Annotated in this window: 22 protein-coding genes; 3 read left to right on the top strand and 19 right to left on the bottom strand. The window is 58.8% G+C overall.

Features of this window, described 5'->3' with window-relative positions; all coding sequences use genetic code 11:
• Positions 1 to 83: 83 nt before the first annotated feature.
• From GAO09_RS01240 to GAO09_RS01305, 14 genes are all read right to left on the bottom strand, one after another.
• Complete coding sequence (locus GAO09_RS01240; protein WP_153352248.1) at positions 84 to 503, bottom strand: helix-turn-helix domain-containing protein; 420 nt, start codon at positions 501 to 503, stop codon at positions 84 to 86.
• Positions 504 to 655: 152 nt separating this feature from the next.
• A complete protein-coding gene (gene lnt, locus GAO09_RS01245) occupies positions 656 to 2,257 on the bottom strand; it encodes an apolipoprotein N-acyltransferase (RefSeq protein ID WP_153352249.1) in 1,602 nt (533 codons plus the stop codon).
• A gap of 150 nt (positions 2,258 to 2,407) precedes the next feature.
• Positions 2,408 to 3,598, bottom strand: a complete 1,191-nt coding sequence (locus tag GAO09_RS01250) for a hemolysin family protein (RefSeq protein ID WP_153352250.1) — start codon at positions 3,596 to 3,598, stop codon at positions 2,408 to 2,410.
• A 9-nt stretch (positions 3,599 to 3,607) separates the two neighbouring features.
• Complete coding sequence (gene ybeY / locus GAO09_RS01255) at positions 3,608 to 4,117, bottom strand: rRNA maturation RNase YbeY (RefSeq protein ID WP_153352251.1); 510 nt, start codon at positions 4,115 to 4,117, stop codon at positions 3,608 to 3,610.
• Between the two features lie 16 nt (positions 4,118 to 4,133).
• Positions 4,134 to 5,192 carry a PhoH family protein gene (locus GAO09_RS01260; protein WP_153352252.1) on the bottom strand — a complete coding sequence of 353 codons (1,059 nt, stop codon included), beginning with the start codon at positions 5,190 to 5,192 and terminating at the stop codon, positions 4,134 to 4,136.
• Positions 5,193 to 5,223: 31 nt separating this feature from the next.
• Positions 5,224 to 6,627, bottom strand: coding sequence for a tRNA (N6-isopentenyl adenosine(37)-C2)-methylthiotransferase MiaB (gene miaB / locus GAO09_RS01265; RefSeq protein WP_153352253.1), 1,404 nt, complete (start codon positions 6,625 to 6,627; stop codon positions 5,224 to 5,226).
• Positions 6,628 to 6,670: 43 nt separating this feature from the next.
• Positions 6,671 to 7,522, bottom strand: a complete 852-nt coding sequence (gene olsA, locus GAO09_RS01270) for a lyso-ornithine lipid O-acyltransferase (RefSeq protein ID WP_324184995.1) — start codon at positions 7,520 to 7,522, stop codon at positions 6,671 to 6,673.
• Positions 7,522 to 7,950, bottom strand: coding sequence for a Fur family transcriptional regulator (locus GAO09_RS01275; protein WP_112733765.1), 429 nt, complete (start codon positions 7,948 to 7,950; stop codon positions 7,522 to 7,524). The genes olsA and GAO09_RS01275 overlap by 1 nt, the downstream gene beginning before the upstream one ends.
• A 40-nt stretch (positions 7,951 to 7,990) precedes the next feature.
• On the bottom strand, positions 7,991 to 8,485 hold the full coding sequence (locus tag GAO09_RS01280) for a GNAT family N-acetyltransferase (protein ID WP_153352255.1): 495 nt from the start codon (positions 8,483 to 8,485) through the stop codon (positions 7,991 to 7,993).
• 7 nt (positions 8,486 to 8,492) lie between these two features.
• Positions 8,493 to 9,176 carry a tRNA (adenosine(37)-N6)-threonylcarbamoyltransferase complex dimerization subunit type 1 TsaB gene (gene tsaB / locus GAO09_RS01285; protein WP_153352256.1) on the bottom strand — a complete coding sequence of 228 codons (684 nt, stop codon included), beginning with the start codon at positions 9,174 to 9,176 and terminating at the stop codon, positions 8,493 to 8,495.
• Between the two features lie 48 nt (positions 9,177 to 9,224).
• Positions 9,225 to 9,791: a NifU family protein gene (locus GAO09_RS01290; protein ID WP_153352257.1), complete on the bottom strand. Its 567-nt coding sequence runs from the start codon at positions 9,789 to 9,791 to the stop codon at positions 9,225 to 9,227.
• A 127-nt stretch (positions 9,792 to 9,918) separates the two neighbouring features.
• A complete protein-coding gene (locus GAO09_RS01295; RefSeq protein WP_112733773.1) occupies positions 9,919 to 10,410 on the bottom strand; it encodes a universal stress protein in 492 nt (163 codons plus the stop codon).
• Between the two features lie 236 nt (positions 10,411 to 10,646).
• Positions 10,647 to 11,711: a tryptophan--tRNA ligase gene (trpS, locus tag GAO09_RS01300; protein ID WP_112733775.1), complete on the bottom strand. Its 1,065-nt coding sequence runs from the start codon at positions 11,709 to 11,711 to the stop codon at positions 10,647 to 10,649.
• A gap of 240 nt (positions 11,712 to 11,951) precedes the next feature.
• The gene (locus tag GAO09_RS01305) at positions 11,952 to 13,133 is read right to left on the bottom strand and encodes a hypothetical protein (RefSeq protein WP_153352258.1); all 1,182 of its coding nucleotides are present in this window, start codon (positions 13,131 to 13,133) and stop codon (positions 11,952 to 11,954) included.
• Here GAO09_RS01305 and GAO09_RS01310 point away from each other — a divergent pair.
• Positions 13,126 to 13,374, top strand: coding sequence for a hypothetical protein (locus GAO09_RS01310; protein ID WP_153352259.1), 249 nt, complete (start codon positions 13,126 to 13,128; stop codon positions 13,372 to 13,374). The genes GAO09_RS01305 and GAO09_RS01310 overlap by 8 nt on opposite strands.
• A 263-nt stretch (positions 13,375 to 13,637) precedes the next feature.
• Positions 13,638 to 14,132 carry a D-Ala-D-Ala carboxypeptidase family metallohydrolase gene (locus GAO09_RS01315; protein ID WP_153352260.1) on the top strand — a complete coding sequence of 165 codons (495 nt, stop codon included), beginning with the start codon at positions 13,638 to 13,640 and terminating at the stop codon, positions 14,130 to 14,132.
• On the opposite strand, the gene murJ is transcribed toward GAO09_RS01315, so the two are convergent.
• Entirely contained in the window at positions 14,133 to 15,728 is a 1,596-nt protein-coding gene (gene murJ / locus GAO09_RS01320; protein WP_153352261.1) for a murein biosynthesis integral membrane protein MurJ, read from the bottom strand.
• A 233-nt stretch (positions 15,729 to 15,961) separates the two neighbouring features.
• Here murJ and GAO09_RS01325 point away from each other — a divergent pair, with 233 nt between their 5' ends.
• The gene (locus GAO09_RS01325) at positions 15,962 to 16,288 is read left to right on the top strand and encodes a hypothetical protein (protein WP_153352262.1); all 327 of its coding nucleotides are present in this window, start codon (positions 15,962 to 15,964) and stop codon (positions 16,286 to 16,288) included.
• A gap of 516 nt (positions 16,289 to 16,804) precedes the next feature.
• Here the strand turns inward: GAO09_RS01325 and GAO09_RS01330 are convergent.
• From GAO09_RS01330 to GAO09_RS01345, 4 genes are all read right to left on the bottom strand, one after another.
• Complete coding sequence (locus GAO09_RS01330) at positions 16,805 to 17,758, bottom strand: choline ABC transporter substrate-binding protein (protein ID WP_153352263.1); 954 nt, start codon at positions 17,756 to 17,758, stop codon at positions 16,805 to 16,807.
• 332 nt (positions 17,759 to 18,090) lie between these two features.
• Positions 18,091 to 20,949: a [protein-PII] uridylyltransferase gene (locus GAO09_RS01335; RefSeq protein ID WP_153352264.1), complete on the bottom strand. Its 2,859-nt coding sequence runs from the start codon at positions 20,947 to 20,949 to the stop codon at positions 18,091 to 18,093.
• Between the two features lie 78 nt (positions 20,950 to 21,027).
• Complete coding sequence (locus GAO09_RS01340) at positions 21,028 to 22,095, bottom strand: helix-turn-helix domain-containing protein (RefSeq protein ID WP_153352265.1); 1,068 nt, start codon at positions 22,093 to 22,095, stop codon at positions 21,028 to 21,030.
• A gap of 116 nt (positions 22,096 to 22,211) precedes the next feature.
• Positions 22,212 to 23,102, bottom strand: a complete 891-nt coding sequence (locus GAO09_RS01345; RefSeq protein ID WP_153352266.1) for a LysR family transcriptional regulator — start codon at positions 23,100 to 23,102, stop codon at positions 22,212 to 22,214.
• Positions 23,103 to 23,180 lie beyond the last annotated feature (78 nt).

Genomic DNA, 23,180 nt, shown 5'->3' on the forward strand with positions numbered 1-23,180 from the left:
AGTCGGAAGCCATGAATCGTCGGCCGACAATAAAAAAGCGGCCGTGAGGCCGCTTTCAAATACGCAGTCTTGGGAGGAAAGCGTTATTCGGTATCTGCTTCGGCGGCGAGCGCCTTGACCAGATCAACCAGACGGCGACGAACCTTCGGGTCGGAAATCTTTACGAACGCGCGGTTGAGTTGCAGACCTTCCGAGGAGGACAGGAAGTCGACAACATAGTTCGAGCTGGACGCTTCAGCCATTCCGGACTGGCCATTGATCTGGTCGCCGGGCGCATCTTCGAAGAAGAACGACACCGGTACATTCAGTATGCTCGAAATATTCTGCAGGCGGCTGGCACCTACACGATTGGTACCCTTCTCGTATTTCTGGATCTGCTGGAAAGTAATGCCAAGGCTTTCGCCCAGCTTTTCCTGACTCATACCCAGCATCGTGCGACGAAGACGAATACGACTACCAACATGAATGTCAATCGGATTCGGCTTCTTCTTATTTTCAATCATCTCACAGTCCTAGTTAGGTTGCTATCAATCCCCATAACCCGTATCCCGTGTGTAGATAGGCTCATTGCTAATTTAGCTGCACGCAACATAAACGAGGAAGCATATGGCAACACGATAGGCTGCGAACACTATGCAATTTTGGGGGTTTTTGGTCAATTGACGCGAGATTTAAAACCCTGACGGGAAATCGCTGCAATCAGAAACATTGCAGCCGCAATCAACCATAGGTGCGTTTGACGGCTGAAATTGTTCCAATGAGAGACAGCTCCACCACCAATGGTAGAATCAATCACGCTTTTGTGATTAAGATCTAAACCTGTTGATATACGTCCGAAGGGGTCTACCACCGCCGATATGCCGTTGTTGGCATCCCGAATCAACGGAAGACCCGTCTCGATTGCACGCACCCGCGCCTGCTGAAAATGCTGGTATGGACCCGGCGTGATGCCGAACCATGCATCGTTTGTTATATTGAGGATAACACTCGCCTTTTCGGCTTCAAGAGAAATTTCGTCCGGAAAAATCGCCTCATAGCAGATCAGCGGATAGAAGCTGACACCGGACGGCAGCGTGATCAGCGACCGACGGCTACCCGCCGTATAACCACCCGGCATATCGACGACATTGCCGACGCCGATAGAGTTAAAGAAGTCTTCGTAGGGCAGGTACTCGCCGAAAGGTGTTAAATGCACCTTGTCGCTGGCGCCGATAATCTGGCCCTGACTGTCAATTGCGTAGACCGAATTGTAATAACGCGGCGGCCGCCCCGGCCCGGCATCTTCGGCGCGAACGGCACCGGCAATCAACACCTGGCCGTCCTGCAGAACATCGGCGATGCGCGCCAGGGCGTCCTGGTTCTGTGTGAGGATGAAGGGCAATGACGTTTCCGGCCAGACGATCACATCGGGCCGCTTGACGCCCTCGGACGGTGGAGCAGAACTGAGCGCCAGATGCTCCTCGAAGATCGCCACACGATCGCTATTGTCCATCTTGCGGGCCTGGTCGATGACCGGCTGAACGAGGCGCACGGAGACATCCTGCTGCGGCCGCGCTGCCATCATTGCATCCGCGCCATGCAAGCGCCATGCGCCATAACCGAGATGAGCGGCAAACAGCAGGACGGCGATCGCCAGACCACCGACCATCCCCTTGCGGGTACCGATCAATGCGGGAGCCGCAAAGATAAAGACGGCGAGCATGGAGAGGCCGCCAATGCCGACGATGCCGGCCGATTGCATCATCATGGGGATCGGCATGATGCCATAGGCGATCGTGTTCCACGGAAAGCCGGTGAGAATGAAGCTGCGCAGCCATTCACCGATGCCGAAGCCAAGCGACAGTGCCGCCAGCCGGCCTAGACCATCGGACCAGAGGATGCCGGCAATCGCCGCCGCCAGCCCGTAAAAAAGCGCAAGATAGGCAGGCAGACCGAAAACGGCGAGCGGCAGCGCCCAGGCAAACTCATCGGAATCCACCAGCAGCGCATTGCCGAGCCACCAAAGGCCGGCCACGAAATACCCGAAGCCGAACAGCCAGCCGAGAATGAAGGTGGAGCGGAAACGCCGGAAGAACCCGCCTTCCGAGCCCGCAGTCGAGCCATCCATCAGCCAGACCAGAAGCGTGAAGGAAACGAAGAAGGCGGCAAAAAAGCCCACCGGCGGCAGCGCCAGGGCACCGATTGCACCGGCCGCAATCGCCAAAAGCGCCCTTTGCCAGCCCCATAGAAGCATGACCTTGCCTGCAAGCCGCTCCATTCACACCCTCATATCGCCCGAATCAAACCCGCGGCAGTGTTCCAAAAAAACCGCCTCTTGTCGTGCAGCTTGTCCGTGCAGTTTTCCGAAGGCCTTGAACGCAAAACGGCACGCCGTGGCGTGCCGTTTTGGTTTGTTGGTTCAGGCACATCAGGTGCGCGGCTGCTCCACGCGCGGCGATTGCTGGGGCACGATACCGTTGATCGGCGTCACGTCGGATCCGGCGGAAACATCGACTTCCGGACCGTGCTCAAGATCACTCTTGATACGACGACGGGCAGCGGCACGCTTGCGAAGGATGCGGACGCGCTTGATGCGACGCGGATCGGCCTCGAGGATCTGGAATTCAAAGCCCGGAACTGCCTGCACGACTTCGCCACGCACCGGGATTCGACCCAGCGCGGAGAAAATAAGGCCGCCGAGCGTATCGACGTCTTCGAGCTGCACACGCACATCGAAATCTGGTCCGATCGCCTCGGAGATTTCTTCCAACTCGACGCGGGCATCGGCGACGAACACATCGTCGCTGACCTGCGAGAACATGACTTCGTCATCGTCATGTTCGTCCTCGACATCGCCGATGACCATCTCGACGATATCCTCGTGGCTGACGAGACCGTCGGTACCGCCATATTCATCGATGACCAGCGCCATCTGCGTGCGCGCGGCCTGCATGCTGCTCAAAAGTTCGGAAGCGAGCATGGACGGTGGCACAAACAGGATTTTTCGCACGAGGCCAGCATCGGCAACCGTCTTGGTGAGATCGACGCGGCCGAGATCGAAAGCGGCCTTGGCAGTGCGCACAGGCTTTTCGGCCACGTCGCCATCTGCTGCGACATCCACCTGCACGGTGCGCGGCGCAGCGCCACGGCGCTTGTTGCGTGCCTGCTTGGCCAGATAGGAGAGAAGGTCGCGGATATGCACCATGCCGCGCGGATCATCCAGCGTATCGGCATAGACCGGCATGCGCGAACGCCCGGTTTCCTCGAAATGGATCAGAAGGTCGCCGAGTGTCATCGTCATGTCGACGGCTTCGATATCGGCGCGGGGGATCATCACATCTTCAACGCGGACTTCGCGGAAGCGCAGGATGTTGTGCAGCATCGCCCGCTCTTCGGGCGAGAACGCGTTGCTGACGGCCGCATCGGTCAGCAGCGCGTCGGCCAGGTCCTCACGCAGTCTTTCGCCCTGCGAGGGCCTCAGCAGCCGGACGGCGCGAGACCAGAAGGACGACTGGGTGCGGTTGGAATTTTCGTGACGTACCGGACTTCCGCCCTCTTCTGAGGAGGACGATTCCGCATTGCCGTCACGGGCGGCAGCATTGCTCGAATGATCGTTCATTGTTCCAGACTATATTATCGGGTCTTGTCCCGCATAAGGGTCAGATAAGCCAAGTGTGGCCAAAATGCGAGTCTCCAGTCCCTCCATCTCTTCCGCCTCCTCCTTTTCGAGGTGGTCGTAACCGAAGAGATGCAGAAACCCGTGCACCATCAGATGCGTCAGATGATCGTCGAAATCCTTGTCGAGATCAACCGCCTCGCGTGCAACGGTTTCGCGTGCAATCACGATATCACCCAGCATGGGGCCGGGTTTACCACCCGGTTGCAGCGGATAGGCAGGGAATGACAAGACATTGGTCGGCTTATCTTTTTGCCGCCATTCGGCATTGATCTGCCGAATGGATTCGTCGTCGGTAAAGACGAGAGAAATTTCTATCGGCAGCGGCGGAAAAGGCTGTTTTTCGTGTTCCGAAAGATAGGTAGCGGCGGCCTGGAGCACCTTTTCGCTGATTGCGTAGAGGGTTTCTTCGTCCGGCCAGCCGCCTTCTTCGACGCTGATCTGTATATCGAGTTCGGGCATAAAAATTCTCGACCGCTTATCTGCGGTCGAGATCCTCGCTTTCCTCATGGACGGCATATTGCGCGTCATAGGCACGCACGATGCGCCCAACCAGCGGGTGACGCACGACATCCGTATCCTGGAAGCGGATGACGGAAAGCCCTTCGACACCCTTCAGGATATGCAGCGCCTCCACCAGACCGGATTTCACGCCGCGCGGAAGATCGACCTGGCTCGGGTCACCGGTGATGATCATGCGACCGTTTTCACCCAGACGCGTCAGAAACATCTTCATCTGCATGGATGTGGTGTTCTGCGCTTCGTCGAGGATGATGGCGGCGTTGGACAGCGTGCGGCCACGCATGAAAGCCAGTGGCGCGATTTCGATGACACCAGCGGTGATCGCACGATCCACCTTGTCGGCCGGGATCATGTCGTAAAGCGCATCGTAAAGCGGACGCAGATAGGGATCGACCTTTTCCTTCATGTCGCCCGGCAGGAAGCCAAGGCGCTCGCCTGCTTCGACAGCGGGGCGCGTGAGGATGATCTTGTCGACGGCGCCGCGTTCCAGAAGCTGGGCGGCGTGGGCGCAGGCGAGATAGGTCTTGCCCGTGCCGGCTGGGCCGACGCCAAAAACCAACTCGGTACGCTCAAGGGCACGCATATACGCGTCCTGCGTCGGCGTGCGGGCCTGAATGGTCTTCTTCTTGGTGGAAATCTGGCTCATCGACAGCCGCGCCTTCTTTTCCAGCGTCGGCAGTTGCAGCTGATCGTCGGCCGCCTGCGCCATGCGAATGGCGCCCTCGACGTCGGAGATTTCGACCGATCCGCCCTTTTGAAGTCGCTCGTAAAGCGTATCGAGAGCACGACGCGCCTGATTGGTCGCCGTCACTTCGCCCGAGATCGTCACGGAATTGCCGCGGGCGCGGGCATCCACGTTGAGGCGCTGTTCCAGAAGTTTGAGGTTCTGGTCGAACTGCCCAAACAGTTCGCTGGCGAGCCTGTTGTTCTCGAACGTCAGAATGAAGTGATTTGCGTCGGTCGCGGCTGGGCGTGGCTGGCGCGCTGATGAAGAAACCAATTCACGTTCGACCAATAGGCAGGCTCCTGTTGTTGATGGTGCCTATTTAAGCCCCTGCCCGCTCGGCAAACAAGCTGTTCGGCCCCGTTCCTGTGATTCGTACCTGAATAATGTCACCGATTTGCGATTCTTTTGCATCAACATTCACAGACTGAAGCCACGGCGACCGGCCAATCAGCTGACCCGGCATGCGGCCCGGCTTTTCCAAGAGCAGATCGATGGTCTTTCCGACGCAACCTTCCGCAAATTCCTGCTGCTGACGCAGGAGCAGAGCCTGCAATCGTTCCAGCCTTTCGGTCTTCACCGCTTCATCCACCTGAGAACCAAGCTCTGCGCCGGGTGTTCCCGGACGGGTGGAATATTTGAACGAATAGGCCGAGGCGTATTTCACGTCCTCGACGATTTTCAGCGTGTCTTCAAAGTCCTGATCGGTTTCACCCGGAAAACCGACAATGAAATCGCCCGACATGGCGATATCGGCGCGGGCGGCGCGGATACGCTCGATGAGGCGCAGGTATTCGGCGCCGGTGTGGCGGCGGTTCATGGCTTTCAGAATACGGTCCGAACCGGCCTGAACCGGCAGATGCAGGTAAGGCATCAGCGCACGCAGATCGCGATGCGCCTCGATAAGACAGTCATCCATGTCGCGTGGATGACTGGTCGTGTAACGCAGGCGGGCAAGTCCGGGAATTTCGGCGAGACGATAGAGAAGCTCGCCAAGGCCCCACTCACCGCCCTTCGGGCTTTCACCGCGCCAGGCATTGACGTTCTGGCCCAGCAGAGTGATTTCGCGCACGCCAGAATCCACCAGACGCATGGCTTCGTCGATAATCTGCGAGACCGAACGAGAGACTTCCGAACCGCGCGTGTAAGGCACGACGCAGAAAGTGCAGAACTTGTCGCAACCTTCCTGCACGGTGAGGAACGAGGTGACGCCGCGCGAGCGGGCCCTTGCCTTGTCCACCTTCGGCAGGTGTTCGAACTTGTCCTCGACGGCATAATCCGTCTCGACCACGCGTTCACCCTGACGTGCGCGAGCCAGCGCCTGCGGCAGACGGTGATAGGTCTGCGGACCAACCACGACATCGACTGCCGGTGCACGGCGCAGAATTTCCTCACCTTCGGCCTGGGCGACGCAGCCGGTGACGCCGATCATCAGTTCGCGGCCATGTTCGGCGCGGGTGCGCTTCATGTCGCGCAGACGTCCGAGCGCCGAATAGACCTTGTCGGCGGCCTTTTCGCGGATGTGACAGGTATTGAGCAGGATCAGGTCCGCCTCACCCATTTCCTCGGTCGGAACGTAGCCTTCGCTCGCCAGCGCATCGCTCATGCGATTGCTGTCGTAAACGTTCATCTGACAGCCGTAGGTCTTGATGAAGACCTTGCGGGCGTTGCTGGCAACATCGGCCTTTTCGGCCGCGTCCGGGGAAATGACGGTGATCTGGTTCATGGCCGCTCTCTACCGCAAAATCGGCCGGATTTGAAGGGCTGTGTTAGGACGTCCCTTCTTCGGCCGGCTCCAAACCCGTTTCGGCGATTTCGACATCCGGCGTCGTCTTGCGCACACCATAAAGCCGATCCCGCAACATGCGCTTCATCGAGGCTATAACGGCGGCGCTCAGGTGCTTACGATTATCGCCTTCACGAAACGGGATGGCCTCGCCGAAATCCACATCCACATCAATGGCTTCGGCGCGAAAAATGCCCATCAGATGCGGTAGCAATTCGATACTGCCGGGCCATGCGGCGATCGGACGGTGGTAACGGCCCATCGGCATGCCATAGATGCCGGTATAGGCGATCGTCACCGGCTGCACATAAACGATCTTGTCCGGTGTGTGCGGCACGGCGGCGGTGGCGGCGCCGAAAAGCGATGATTTGACATCGAGAAGGCGGTTACCGTCCGATGTGGTGCCTTCCGGGAACAACACGACGATTTCGCCACCGGTCATGCGCTGGGCGATTTCATTGACCTGTTCACCGGTGCGGCGTTTCTGTTCGCGCACCACGAAAATGGTCTTCTGGAGTTTTGCCAGCGTTCCGAAGACCGGCCAGTCCGCCACTTCGATCTTGGCGATATAGGCGACATCGGCGACCGCGCCGAGAACCAGAATATCTTTCCACGATGCGTGGTTGGCCGAGAGCATGACGGGGCGGCGACGCTCGACGGAGCCATGCACGCGGATGCGGATGCCCATGAGCCAGCAGGCGATACGGTGCCAGATACGGGGAACGTAACGACGGATTTTCAGGTCAAAGGCAAGGCCGACAAGCTGAAACGGCAAAAGGACCAGTGTCGTCAACACGAGCCCCGTGATGATGAAAAAGATCCGTATCCAGGTGATCAAGGATCGTCCTTGTCGAGCGGGATGCCGTAAAGCTCGAGCCTGTGGCCGACGAGGCGAAAGCCGTGCTCGCGGGCAATGCGTTCCTGAAGGGCTTCGATCTCTGCCGAATGGAATTCGATGACCGTGCCCGATTGCACGTCGATCATGTGATCGTGGTGTTCTTCCGGCACGGTTTCATACCGCGAGCGGCCATCGCGAAAATCGTGGCGCTCGATGATACCCTCATCCTCGAACAGTTTTACCGTGCGGTATACGGTCGAGATGGAGATGCGCGGATCGACCTTGGAGGAGCGGCGATACAGCTCCTCGACATCCGGATGATCGTCCGATTCCTGCAGCGTGCGGGCAATGACGCGACGCTGGTCGGTCATCCGCATACCCCGCTCGGCACACAGTTCCTCCAGAGATTTGGTAAGATCTGTCACGTCGTTCGGTCCTGCTTCATGCGTTTATTAGAGGACGGGTCTAGCCAAGATCGCGGCGCATGACAAGCGCCGCCGATTTGCTCCCATCGGCAGATTCATAATAGGCCGGCCGGGTGGCGACCGTTAAAAATCCGAGCCTGCGGTAGAGGCCGATTGCGGCAACATTGCCATCTTCCACCTCGAGAAACATGGTCTCTCCACCACGTTCCGCCGCTTCCCGAATGGCCGATTGCATGAGACGCCAGCCAAGGCCGGTGCGACCAACCTTCTCCGAAACGGCGATGGTCAGGATCTCCGCTTCGCCGGCCACTTCACGGGCGAGAACGAAACCGCCAAGCGGCCGACGGAAGAAGGCGTTGGTCTGATAAGCGACGAAACCGAATGTACTGTCCTGCGACAGAAGGCTGTGGACTTCACCATCGTTCCAGCGGCGGGCAAAACGAAGGCCATGCAGTTCGGATACGGCCCGGCAATCCTCTGACTTCATCAAGGCGATATCGAATGTGGGTTTCAGGCTCAGGTAATCGTCGTTCATGCGCGTCTCAGGAGCGGGCCAATGCGAATCCGATCTGAGGTTTAGCATCCGGCCCGCGAAGGTAAAGCGGTTTCGGTTTTGCACTGCCGAAGGGTTTTGTCGCACCGAGCTTTGCCACAGTGGCAATATCGAAGCGATCCGGCACGGTTTTGATGCCGGGTTCGCTGATTTCACCGGTTGCTGCGGCAGCGATTGCGACGGCGCCAGTACCAAAAATGGTTGCGCTGTGATGTGTGGCAAGAGCGGTGACGGCTTCCGGCGGCAGTGCCTGCGCTTCTTCAAGTGGCAAGCCATCGGCGCCAAAGGGCTGAGCGTAAATCTCGCCGCGCTTGGCATCCATGGCGGCGATGACCGGGTGACCGGCAGCGCTGGCCAACTGGTGGACGGCCATGGTTTCCAGTGTGGTGATGCCGACGGCCTCAATGCCGAGCGAGAGCGCAAAACCGCGAGCGGCAGCAACACCGACGCGAATGCCAGTGAACGAGCCGGGGCCGATGGTGACGGCGATGCGGCCCACATCCTTCAGCGTGATGCCGGCTTCTGCCAACGCGGCCTCGATCTGCGCCATCAGCTTTTCAGCGTGGCCCTTGCCGATCATCTCTGTCTGTACGGAGAGGATTTTGTCGGCCGTCGCGTCATAGAGCGCGACAGAACAGTCGATGCCGGCGGTGTCGAGGGCAAGAACGATCATAAGAGACTACCGGCAGTTTGTGCGCCGACAAAGCCGGCGCCAGTTTTATCAGAGAGCTTCGACGGCCTGGACTTCCGGCACAAAGTGCTTGAGCAGGTTCTGCACACCATGCTTCAGCGTGGCGGTCGAAGACGGGCAACCGGCGCAGGCGCCCTTCATGTTGAGGTAGACGGTGCCGTCCTTGTAACCCTTGAAGGTGATATCGCCGCCATCCTGGGCAACAGCCGGACGGACGCGGGTTTCCAGCAATTCCTTGATGGTGGCAACGACGGTTTCGTCACCTTCCTCAAAAAACTCGCCTTCTTCATCGGTCGCCTCAGCCATGGCGGAACCGCCGCCCATGACCGGCTGGCCGGACATGAAGTGTTCCATGATCGAACCGAGGATGGCTGGCTTCAGATGCTGCCATTCGGCATCGTTCTTGCTGACGGTGATGAAGTCATAACCGAAATAGACGCCGGTTACGCCCGGCACGTCGAACAGACGGGCAGCAAGCGGAGACTTTTCAGCCTCGGCGGCAGAGCGGAATTCGGCGGTGCCGTTTTCCAGCACGACCTTGCCCGGCAGGAATTTCAGGGTGGCCGGGTTCGGGGTGGCTTCCGTCTGAATGAACATTTTATGTCTCCCGGCGAAAACGCGTTCGCTCGTTTAGAATTCTTCCAAAGAAGATAAGACCGTTCAGGTTTGCGTTCAAGTGCGCCTTTGCACAAACAAGGTCAAGAGCGAAGAAACAAAAGCGACCTCAGGCCAGCGCGTCGATTTCCTCGTCGGTCAACGTGCTGGGGAGTACGGTGACGGGGATGGGGAAGGCTGCAGTGCGACCGGCAATCGAGGTAACGAGCGGGCCAGGTCCCTCCTTTGCGGAACCGGCGGCAAGCACGAGAATGGCGATATCCTGATCCTCTTCGATCAGGGAATTGATCTCGTCGGCGGCATTGCCCTCACGGATCACCACTTCCGGATCGATGCCGATACTCTCCCGCACACGCTGGGCCGCCTTGGCCATGACAGCCTCGGCCTCTTCACGAGCTTCGGCGCGCATGATCGCCTCGACGCCAAGCCATTGCTGAAAATCACCTTCAGGGATGAGATAGAGCAGCAGCAACGCGCCGTTGGAATTTTTGGCGCGGCGACCGGCGTAATGCACGGCCTTTTCGCATTCCGGCGTGCCATCGATGACCGCCATGAACTTTCGACGGTGCCCTTCAAGGCGCGAAAGCCGAGTTGAAACCATGCCGATCCCCCTGATGCGCTGACACGACCTGTCTGGTCGTGATGGACATTATACAATTCGGCAGGGATGTAAAAGCAGGGTGCTTGAGAGGCGCTCCCACCTCTCCGTCGTCATCCTCGGCCTTGAGCCGAGGATCTGCTGAGGCCCATTGCTGACGTAATTAGATCCTAGGGACAAGCCCTAGGATGACGATGTGTTTTTGGAAACCACCGGCCCTTGCGGGCCGGCAGCCAGGGTCACCGCAGGAAACCGATGATGTCGGAAACTTCGTTCATGGTCTTTTCGGCGCGGGCACGGGCGCGTTCGCCGCCATCCTTGAGGATCGCGTCGATATGCGTCGTGTCGTCCATCAGGCGGCGCATTTCCGTGGTGATCGGGGCAAGCACCTCGACCGCCAGATCGGCAAGCGCCGGCTTGAACACCGAAAACTGCTGGCCGCCGAATTCGGCAAGCACATCAGCCTTAGTACGATCCGAAAGCGCCGCATAGATGCCGACGAGGTTGCCGGCTTCGGGGCGACCTTCGAGACCATCGACTTCGCTCGGCAAAGCGTCCGGATCGGTCTTGGCCTTGCGGATCTTCTTCAAGATCGTGTCGGCATCGTCCATCAGGTTGATACGCGACAGATCCGACGGATCCGATTTCGACATCTTCTTGGTGCCGTCCTTGAGCGACATGACGCGCGGCGCCGGGCCACCGATCAGCGGCTCGACCAGCGGGAAATAGCCATGGATCGGTTCTTCGCCGACGATCATGTCGACACCCGTTCCGGTCTCGCGGATTTTCGGGCCGAAATCGATGTTGAAACGCTGGGCGATATCGCGCGCCAGTTCCAGATGCTGCTTCTGGTCATCACCAACCGGCACATGGGTTGCGCGATAAACGAGAATGTCAGCAGCCATCAGGCTTGGATAGGCGAGCAGACCAAGCGAGGCGTTTTCGCGGTCCTTGCCGGCCTTGTCCTTGAACTGCGTCATGCGGTTCATCCAGCCGATGCGCGCGACACAGTTGAAGATCCAGGCGAGCTCCGCATGCTGCGGCACGGCCGACTGGTTGAACACGATGTGTTTGACCGGATCGATGCCCGAGGCGATGAAGGCTGCGGCGATAGAGCGGATCTGGCCCTTCAGGTCGTCATGGACGAGCTGGGCGGTAATGGCGTGGAGATCGACGACGCAATAGATGCAGTCGTTGTCTTCCTGCAGCGCCACGAACTTGCGGATGGCGCCGAGATAATTTCCGAGATGGAGATTGCCCGTTGGCTGTACGCCGGAAAATACGAGCGGCTTAAACGTATTCATGTCGTCCTCATCAGGCTTGTGGAAGGCCCCAGGGCATGGTGAGCAGGACGGAAGACCCGGCCTTGGCGCTCATGTCGCCCATGTTGCTAACGGCCGGGCTTATGCACGGCGGATGGGGCAGGATCAAGAGGGCTGCAACCACCGTCAGATGCATTTTGACGTGATGTATGAGCCATGTGCCAAGCCGGACAAGATTTGGAACGGCTACTACCGGAAGGCTGAAACAACCGCCCCGCCCCCTCACAATGAGGCGATCTTGTCCGTCAGTGCCACCCACCCGCCGGGTTCCATGATGAGTGCTGCGATATCGTATTTGCCCAGCACGGCGAGGGCCGAGCGGCGGGTATAGAGTTCCGTCACGAGGCTGGTGGCGGGGCCGGCGTCGCGGTGAAAGTAAAAACTCTGGCGGGCGTCGTGAACCGCACGGTCGAAATCGCGTGACGGCAGACGCGATTGCGGCGGATCATGCGCTTCCAGCGCCTCGCGGGCGGCGGAAAGCCCCATGCCGGTCAGGCGCGGCGGGCGATCGGTCTCTCGCAGTTTTTCATTGGCCTTTTTCAATCCCATGCCGGTGAGCCGGGGGGGACGCTTGCGGGCAAGATAATCCTCACGCGCGAAAAAGTCGGCAGGATCGAGCTTGTGCATGCGACAGAAGGCGGAAAACTGCTCCTGATAGGCACGCCAGTGGATTTCCAGCGCCAGCTTTGCGCAGTTCTTGGCGTGATAGGCCTTGTCGAACGTCTTTGCCGCCGATGTCGCGCCGTTGATGCCGGCATTGACGCTGGCGGTAACGATCTCACCCAGAACCGGAATGGAGCCGGTTACGAGTTTTGCACCCTCTATGCCCGACTTGTGTGCCTTGACCTTGATGACCTCGCGCACGAGTTCCGACAGGGTGACGCCACGTTCCGCACCGCCGCCGAGCGCATCGATTTCACGAGCGAGAATTTTCAGCTTGGTCAGATGGGCAGCCGTCGAGCCAGTGGTGTTGGCCTGCCGCGCAATCGACAGCGCGTTGACGGGCAGCGTGCCCATCGAGGCGGCGACTGCCACCGTGCCTGCAATGCTGAAACCGTTGCCACCGAATTCCTTTACCCGGCGACGCTCCAGATATTTTAACGTGGCGGGGCTTTCGGTGTTCAGGTCTCCCCGGCTGTGACCGTGGCCGACAAAAAGCGGATTGGGTGGGGCCGAAACGCTTTTGGTCGCCTTGTAGCTCTTCTGTCCGCTATCGGCGACCATCTGAGCCAGACCTGCATAACCGGAACTGGCACCGCCATTGGCCGAACCGAAGGCGACATCAAGACAGGTGTTAACGACGTCGGTGATGGCGAGCGGCGCGTCCTTCTTGTCGTATGTGCCCTTCTTGTCCCCCTCAGCCTGCACCTTGTCGGCCATGGAGGGGATAATATTCTTGTTCACCGATGGCGGACTGCGCTTGAAAGGATTGAGGGAAGACGCGTCTTTAGAAAAACCAAACATCGATATCGGCCTCTTGCTATCGGCGCATCGACGTTTTTTTACGAAAATTCGAATGTTTTTCGTGGTCGATGCAGAAGGAGGAGCCGGCACCGTGCGATCGGTGCCATATCCATCGGTGAAATGCACGGCGTATCAGGGGAAACTGGAGCAGGCTGGCGCGGTGTCAACCGCCGGATTATGAAGGATTTTTACAGAAAATATGACGCGCCTTGAAGCGCCGGACATTTTGAGGTTTTCCCGTCGAACTCAATTCCGAAAACGCACCTTAGAATACCACATCAGTAGTAAAAAAATGCGTAATTCTTAACGAATGTTCATCATTATGGCGCTTCACTTACTAATTTAGAGCATTTCTGCCCTTATTGCCGTCACTTTTAGAAAAGAAATACCCCGAAATCAGCTTTCCGTTCACCATGAGTGACGGATACGGTTTCGGAGTCCAGAATGCGCATTTTTTACCGCGTCGCGCTTGCCTGCCTTGTGACAGCCAGCGTCGTTTTTTCAGCCATTTCCGCAGACGCGGCGGATAAAAGCGGCAAGCGCCGTGGCACGACTTTCAAGCATGATTATTCAGCCGCCTACACGGTTCAGCGCGTCAGCGTGCGCACTGCCTGTTTCCCGGAAAAGCTGGAGGCAATCCTGGCGCATATCCGCGCCAAGACCGGCAAAAAGCCAATGGTGACATCCGGCCACCGCCCTCGTTCCGGCACATCGCAGCACAGCCGCTGTTACGCCGCAGACATCCGGGTGCCGGGTGTTTCGGAAAAGGCGATCCTGGCGGCTGCCGCCGGCGCACCGGGCATTGGCGGCATCGGCCGGTATTGCAACGGCATCGTGCATGTCGATATCGGCCCAAAACGCCGCTGGGCGCATTGTGGCGGCAAATCCAAGGGCAAGGGTGGTTTGGCAAACCTGAAGCGTCACCACCGCAAAAGCTGATCAGACTTCCGGATCCACCGGTGTCGCCACCTTCTTCGGCTTGCGCTTGAGATTGCGGCGGATCATGCCGAGATCGGCACCGCCGATCAAAAAGGCGATTGAGAAATAGACCAGCATGGATATGGCAATCAGCAACCCGAGTGCTGCGACTTGCTGCAGGAAGTGTGAGCCGGAGGCAAGCCAAGGACTGGCGTAACGCAGAGCGTAGGTCAAAGCCACGGCCATGATGCCGGCCGAGACCAGCAGTAGTGCTGTGCGGCGGGCGAACGCCCATTCCCATTTCAAATGGCCGCGCCAGACCAGCGTGGAAAACAGGAAGATCGTGTTAATCCATCCGGCAGCGGCTTCGGCCGTCGCGATGCCGCGTTCCTCGATCAGCGGGAACAGCGAGATGGCGAGGCCCGAATTGACGACGACGGCCATCATGGTGAAACGCATCGGCGTCTTGGTATCCTCGCGGGCATAAAAACCGGGCTGCAGCGCTTTGATCAGCACGAAGCCGGGCAGGCCGAGGCCATAAATGGCGAGGATGGAGCCGACGACGGCAGTGTTTTCGGCGGAAAATGCACCACGTTCATACAGCACACGGATGATGGCATCCGACAGAACCCAGAGGCCAGCGGCGGCCGGCAAGGTCAGGAACAGCACGAACTCGATCGAACGGTTCTGGATATTGGCGGCTTCCTTGAGATTACCACCCTTCAAAGCACGGGCCAGTTCCGGCAGAAGCACGACACCGACGGCGACACCAACCACACCCAAGGGCAGCTGATAGATACGGTCGGCATATTGCAGGGCGGCGATCGCGCCTTCCTTGCCCGAGGCGATGGCCTGGCCGATGATCTGGTTGATCTGGGTGACGCCGCCGGTGATGGCGGCGGGGACGGCGAGCACCAGCAGACGCTTGACGTTGGGCGTCATGCGCGGCCGGCGGAAGCCGATTTTTATGCCCGCATGGCGCACGCCGAAATAGACCACGGCCAGCTGCAGAACACCGGCGACCAACACGCTCCACGACAGATACCAGGCGGTTGAAAGTGGATCGGCACCGGTCCACAGCGCGTAAAACAGCGCGGCAATCATCACCACATTCAAAAAGACCGGTGCTATGGCAGCGGCAAAGAAGTGATGCAGCGAATTGAGCATGCCGCTCATCATCGCCGTCAGCGACATGCACATCAGGTATGGGAACATCACCACTGCCAAACGGATGGTGATCGATGTCTTTTCCGGATCATCAGCGAAACCGGGAGCGATGATCCAGGTGACCAGCCACGGCATGGCCAGTTCCATGGCGATGGTGATGATCATCAGCGCCGAGAAGAGAACGCCGAACACTTCCTCCGAAAACCGCTTGGCGCCCTCGACGCCATTGGCCTCGATCTCCTTCGAAAACAGCGGCACAAAGGCTGCGTTGAACGCGCCTTCCGCAAACAGACGACGGAAGAGGTTGGGGAAACGGAAGGCCGCGTAAAACACATCGGCCATCGGCCCGGTGCCAAGCGCTGCCGCCATCAGGGTTTCGCGGGCGAAACCAAAGATACGGCTGCCGAGCGTGGCACCGCCGACGGTGGCGAATTTTTTCACAAGGCTCATGCGGGGGCTCACCGGGAGGTTCGATTCGTGGGGGTGTTATAGCGGGAGGTGCGGCGGACGGCCATCTTTTGTGGGAAGGAGTGAAGGCTGACCGTGTCTTACTGGGCCGGTCGTGTCTTGGCTTGCTATCAGTTGAATTGAAAACAGGTCGTTTTTCGGGAAAGGTGAGGCCGGAGACGCCGTATGGATGCGTTTTGGCAGTGTAGCCAGACTGACATAGAAGAGAGGACTTTATGGTTTCGAACCGACCGGATATTCAAGCCGAGCAACTGGCCTGGTCAGGAGAACAGAGAACTGACGGGTTACTCAAATTACATGCCTTCCGGTTCGAAGTTTTTGACCTTCCAGCATTGGACGGCGAAGGCGACCATCTCGACCATGCAGGCGAGATAATGGTCGTTGCCGTAAGCGATGCAGGATCAGCCATCCAAAAAATGGCAGCAGAGCGTGCACCGAATGGTTTGATCACACGGCAAGACCTCGCTGATTTGAATGCCGATCTTCAGAAAATGGCTAACCAACTGGCAGACGCCATATCAGCACTGACGGATGCTGCGTGATGGGTGGAAAACGAAAATAGGCTTGCGCAAGGTCAGGCTTACAATGTCATCATCGAAGCAGGTAACCCGGCATGATGCCGGATTGTTTGTCTGGACGCTTCATCCAGCGACCGCCAGAAACCATAGGCAAACAAGGCCCTAACGTTTCTCTGGGTTCAGTTACCGACCCTGCGTACCATCGGTACGCCGGGTTTGGTTGAATCATACAGGCTAAACGACGTCGCCTGCGCCGCGATTGTCATAGCAGCCAGAGCGTTTACCCGATGAAACTCATCGACCGTGATCTGCCCACCAAGCGCCGGGTGAAGCTTCGGAGCATAGATCTGCCCGGCGGTTTTCGTTGGTGATCTTCATGCCGACGATATCAGTCACGTAAAACGTATCGATGACCTTTTCGCAGAATGTGGTGATGTGCGGCTGATTTCGCCGCCAGTCTTTTCTTGAGACGGTCGCCGAGAGCCGACGAAAACAATCATCGGGCCTATCTCGGCGACCAAATGTTACAGGCCCGCCAGATCAGAGGTCGAGTTCTGCCTTGACGGCCTCAAGTCCGGGTTTGCCGTCCACCGTGGTGACGCCGGCAAGCCATGGCTCGATTGCTGCACCATTGGCCTTCAGCCATTTGGTGGCTGCGTCTTCGGCATCTTCACCGTCGTTGAGAATGCCGCCCATGATTTCGTTCTCCATCGGCAGCGAGAATTTTAGGTTTTTGAGAAATGCACCGACATTCGGGCATTCCTGCAGATACCCCGCACGGACGTTGGTACGCACTTCCGCGCCGCCCAAATTCGGGCCGAAGACATCGTCACCGCCGGTGAGGTAGGTCAACTTCAAGTTGGCATTCATCGGATGCGGCTCCCACCCCAGGAAAACAATGGGTTCGCCTGCCCTGTCGGCGCGCATCACCTGAGCCAGCATCGCCTGCTCGGACGATTCGACGACTTCGAGCGCACCCAGGCCGAACTGGTTTTTCTCGATCATGCCAAGGATCAAACGGTTGCCGTCATTGCCGGGCTCGATCGCGTAGATCTTGCCGCCGAGCGCATCGGCATGGGCAACGATATCCTTGAAGTCCTTGATGCCGAGTTCGGCGCCTTTTTCATTTGTTGCCAGTGTGTATTTGGCGCCAACGAGATTGGCGCCGAGCGTCTCCACGCTTTTATCCTCAAGATAGGGACGGATATCGGCTTCCATGGTCGGCATCCAGTTGCCGAGGAACACATCGATGTCCCGGGTCTTCATCGAGCTATAGGTGACCGGCACAGAGAGAAGTTTGGTCTGGGGCTTGTAACCCAAGGCTTCAAGGACAACCGATGCGGTCGCCGTGGTCGCCGAGATATCACTCCAGCCGACGTCCGAAAACCTTACGGTTTTGCAAGCGGCCGGTTCTTGTGCCTGGGCGTCGACAGCACTCCCGATCACGGAAGCGGCGATTGCCGCGGTAACAGCCAAGAGTGATTTGATGCGCATATTTCATTGCTCCATTTCCAGCCAGGGTCGTATCAGCACGCTGAGAGGAGAAGCAAGCATTTGATGGCGGCAAAGAATTGCGACCGGCAAGACGATTGAAAGCCAAGCTTGAGCCTGCCTATTTGCCATCCCGGCAACAACGGCCAATCTTTCTGCAGCTCTTTTCTTGTGTTTCGGCGTGGAATAATGACCCACATACGAACCTGATTGCCGCTACGGCGACACAGGCCATGTTCCAGGCATAGCGATGCCCGAAATGATTTGCATGGCAGCTCTCCGGCATAACCGCCAATGGCGCGAAGCCGCCATCAGCAATCCACCAACGCCTCCCTTTACACCTTCAACCTCGGTGCATTCCCCGGCCCAAGATCCGGCGTCGATCCTTCCGACGGCGCCGGTTCCGGCGCGATAATACCAGATGGCATGCGAGACCGCAGTTCGTCGTCCTGATCATTCATCACCGGTTTCAGCCGCGCGGTAATGCTGGCCTGGCGGTTTTCGTTAGTGATCTTCATGCCGACGATATCGGTGACGTAAAACGTATCGATGACCTTTTCGCCGAATGTGGTGATATGGGCTGACTTGATATCCAGCGACAGGTCCGACAGCACGGCAGTGATTTCCGCCAGCAGGCCGACGCGGTCGAGGCATTCCACCTCGATGACGGTGAACTTGTTCGAGAGCGCGTTGGAGATCGTCACCGACGGGTGAACGGAGAACGTCTTGTTGCGCTTCTTGGATTTTGCGCGCGAGGCAATGACTTCGGGTAAGCGTTTTTTGCCCGAAAGAACATCCTCGATCATCCGGCCGATCGTGCCGGCGCGGCGCAATTCGTCCGCGTCATCGGTGAATTCGCGGCTGACGAGAATGGTATCCAGCGCGCGGCCGTCATTGGTGGTAAAAATCTGCGCGTCGGCGATGTTGGAACCGGCCGCCGCGCAGGCGCCGGCGATGATAGACAGCAGGCGCGGATGGTCGGGCGCCAGAACCGTGATTTCGGTGATGGCGCGAAAACTGTCGGTGCGCACCATGGTGGCGAGCGCCTTGCCGGCCTTGTCGGTATCGCGGATGAATTCCGCATGGCGGATCTGGTCGTCCAGCGGCACCGAGAGCAGGTACGGCTGGTAATGCATGCGGCCGTAAAGTTTTCTGTCTTTTGCAGTCCAGCCATTTTCGAGCGCCTCAACGAGCGCTTCTTCCGAGGCCTTGGCGCGCTCCTTGCGCGAGCTTTCGGAAAAACCGCCGGACAGCAGAAGTTCGGTTTCATAATAGAGCGTGCGCAGGAGCTGGCCCTTCCAGCCGTTCCACACGCCCGGGCCGACGGCACGGATATCGCAGACGGTGAGGATGAGCAGCGCCTTCAGACGCTCCATCGACTGAACACGTTCGGCAAAATCGGTAATCGTCTTGCGGTCGTTGAGATCGCGGGTCTGGGCGGTCATCGACATCAGCAAATGCTGGTCGATGAGCCAGACAACCAGTTCCGTCTGTTTCGGATTGAGGCCGAAACGCGGGCAGAGTTTTCGCGCCACGCGGGCGCCGGCGATGGAGTGATCCTCTTGGCGGCCCTTGGCGATGTCATGCAGCAGCACAGCCACATAAAGCGCCGTGCGATCCTCGATGGTCGGCATCAGCTTGTTGATCAGCGGATGTTCGTCACCGAATTTGCCCTTGTCGATATCCGACAACGCATCGACGGCGCGGATCAGATGCTCATCCACCGTGTAATGGTGGTACATGCTGAACTGCATGAGGGCGACGATCTTGCCGAATTCGGGAATGAAGCGGCCGAGAACGCCAGCCTCGTTCATGCGGCGCAGCGTCATGCCCGGCGTGCGCGGCGAAGTGAGGATGGAGAGAAAGAGGCGGTTCGCCTCTTCGTTTTCACGCAGGTCGTTGTCGATCAGCCGCAGGCCGCGATTGACTTGTTTCAGCGCATCCGGGTGATATTCCAGCCCGGCCAGATCAGCGACATGGAAAAAGCGGATGAGGCTGACCGGATCACGGCGAAACACATCGGGATCGGTAAGAGCGATACGGCCGCGATCCTCCACGAACTCACTGCTGCCGGGGATTTTTCGCGTACGGTAGCGGAAACGGGAGATCACACCGGTCAGGCCCGGCGCTGGCTTGGCCTGCTCTTCCTCGAGTGCCGCGCAGAGAATGCGGGTGAGATCGCCGACATCCTTTGTGACGAGGAAATAATGCTTCATGAAACGTTCGACGGCCGAAAGGCCCGGACGCGCGTTATAACCGATGGCGGCGGCCACTTCGCGCTGGATATCGAAGGACAGACGCTCTTCCGCCTTGCCGGTCAGGAAATGCATGTGGCAGCGAACGGCCCAGAGAAAATCCTCGGCCTTTTCGAACAGGCGCAGCTCGGCGCGGGACAGGACGCCGCGTTTGACGAGTGCGGCCGCATCGCGCACGCCATAATGATATTTGGCGATCCAGAACAGCGTCTGGATATCGCGCAGACCGCCCTTGCCTTCCTTGACGTTCGGCTCGACCAGATAACGGGTATCGCCGGCCTTCTGGTGGCGCATGTCGCGCTCGGCGAGCTTTGCAGCAATAAAATCCGGGCCGGAATTGTGGACGATCTCGCGATCGAAACGATGATCCAATTCTTCCGCCAGCGACTGTTTTCCGCAGATGAAGCGGGTTTCCAGAATGGCGGTGCGGATGGTCATGTCCTCACGCGACAGGCGGATACATTCTTCCACCGTGCGGGTGGCATGGCCGACCTTGAAGCCGAGATCCCACAGTACGTAGAGCAGAAACTCCACCGACTTGCGCATGGCATCGGTGCTGGAGGACGGTAGCAGAAACAGAAGATCGATATCCGAGCCCGGCGCCAGCGTGGCGCGGCCATACCCACCGACGGCAGCGATCGCGGTGGCGCCGGCCGCCTGCGGATAGACATGCGCGTCGACCAGATCATGGATGGCGACGATCAACTGATCCTGCAGCCAGGAGATCCGCTCCGCGCACAGAATCCCGCCGCCCTTGGTGGCTTCCAGCAGTTCGCGCGCCTTGTTGCGACCATCCGTGTTGACGGTGCGCAAAAGCGGCAGAAGGGCCGCACGCATATCGGCGGGCTTGCCGGCATGGATGGTGGCGATCGCCTCGATATCGGCCTTCAGTTTGGCGACGTCGAGCAGTTCTTCAAAATCGGTATCGGGTCTGGCCATGTCTTCCTACCGGTGCCAGGTCGCCACTTGTCCAACCGACTGGGCTTCGACCTTTTTCACGCACCTTCTTGCACATGATTATGATTGCTGGATGTTTCCAACTTGTTGCGTTCCCGCAACAAGATCAACCCCATAACCTGACAGAGCAGATGTGTTTCTGTCGCGTGCCTTCCATTGACGCGGGCTTTTGGCCGTGACACGGCGGAATTCGCGATTGAAATTCGATTTGGTCGAAAAACCGACCTCGAACAGGATCGTAGTTGCCGATTTTCCCGTTTCATCCAGCAGGCGGCATGCCTCGGCCACACGGCGGTTGTTGACGAATTGTGAGACGTTCAGGCCGCTGGCGCGATTGATGGCAGCCGAAACATCGCGCGCCGGCAGACTGGCCTTGCGGGCAAGCCGCGCAAGGCTGAGATTTTCATCGGCAAACAGCGTTTCGAGAGCCGCCGAGACGAGGGTCAGAATGGCCTCGTCTTCCGGCGATGCGTCAGGCACTCTCTCCTCTCGCGACCGAGGCAACGACGTCGGCATCTCCGGCCAGAGATAATAGGCGATCACCGCGACGATGGCGGCAAGGTTCATGACCGAAACGGCGAGCGGCACTTCGGCATTGCCATAAAATTCCGCATAAACGGCCAGCGCGCCATCGCTGACCGCAAAAAACAGCATGAGGGCAGCGGTCAGCCGCGCGGCGCGAAACGCCGGACGCATGCGCTGCAAGGCGGCTTCGGCCATCACCTCATCGCCGCCTGCGCGGGTGATGCGCCAGAGCGCCACACTGTAACCGACAAAGATGAGAAACAGCAGCAGATCGACAAACTGCCGGGCAAAGGCAACGGAAATGGCAACAGCCAGCGGCGGCAGGATGTGCACCCAAAACCTTTCGACCGGCATGGCGGTCAAACTGCGAAAGGCGAGATAGGCGAGCGGCGGCATGCACGCGGCCGTGACTGGCAGAAGGGGCACGAGGCTTTCGACGCCATAACCGAAGCGCAGACCGATGCCGATACCCTGCGCCGCATAAAGCGCCAGAAAGACATTGAAGATTTTTCGCGTGCCTGGCAGCGCGACACCCTTGAGGCTGAGATGGAGCGTCAGCACGAAAACAAGGCCGGCGAAAAATGGTAGGGGGATGGTGAGCAAGGCGGCGCCCCGGAAATGACGGTGAGTGTGGGTCAGTCGGGGCGGGTTATAACATCGCCCTCGGGGTGATGCATCCCGTGATGGTGGGAGGCGGCTTCCCGATCGAGGTCGGAAACCTAATGCGCCAACTGCAGGCGCAGGCGCGGCCCAACCCAATCGAGAAAACACCTCACCTTTTGCGGCAGGGGATCGGCCGGCTGGTGTATGACGTTGACCGGCAGCGGTTCCGGAGAAAAATCGGTCAGCAATTCCTGCAATGCTCCGGAGCGCAGGTGATCGGAGATCTGATAGGACAGAAGGCGGATGATGCCGATACCGGAAAGTGCGGCCTGAATGGCTGCCTCAGTTGTATTGACCGCCAGTCTCTGGCGCGGTTCGATGGCATAGGCGGTACCATCGCGGCGGTAACGCCATTCCGGCGATGTTGCAAATCCTTGAAAACTGATGCCGTCATGCAGCGCGAGATCTTCGGGCATGCGTGGTACGCCTTTGCGAGCAAGATAATCGGGACTGGCGCAGATGACCCGGCGAACGGCGCCGACACGCGTTGCAATCAGTGCGCTATCGGCCAGATGCCCGATTCGAAGGGCCACATCGACCTGCTCATCCATCATGCTCAGCTGTCGGTCAGCCAATGTCAGGCGCAGGTTTATATCCGGCTGCTCTTTCAGAAACTCCATCGCGATCGGCAGAAGATGGCGTTCGCCGAAGGCAATCGGCGCGGTAACGTGCAGCCCGCCTCGCAGTGTACCGCCGTTCACCTGCCGCTCCGCCGCATCCAGTTCCTCCAGAATGCGGCGCGATGCTGCGACGAAGGCGACGCCCTCTTCCGTGAGGGCGAGACCGCTGCGGGTGCGCAGGACCAGACCTACACCAAGGTGCTTTTCCAGTTCGGCCACCTTGCGGCTGACGGTCGCCAGTGGCGAACGCAGCCGCCGCGCTCCGGCGGACAGGCTGCCGGCCTCGACCACGGCAAGCAATACCGACATTGCCTCGAACCGATCCATGACGATCCTTTCGAAAAACGGGAGGAAATCTCTCAAAATGACAGAGTATCGGATCATTCCCGCACGGCATAGCCTGCA

This window comes from Endobacterium cereale, from assembly GCF_009617585.1.
Lineage (GTDB): Bacteria > Pseudomonadota > Alphaproteobacteria > Rhizobiales > Rhizobiaceae > Neorhizobium > Neorhizobium cereale.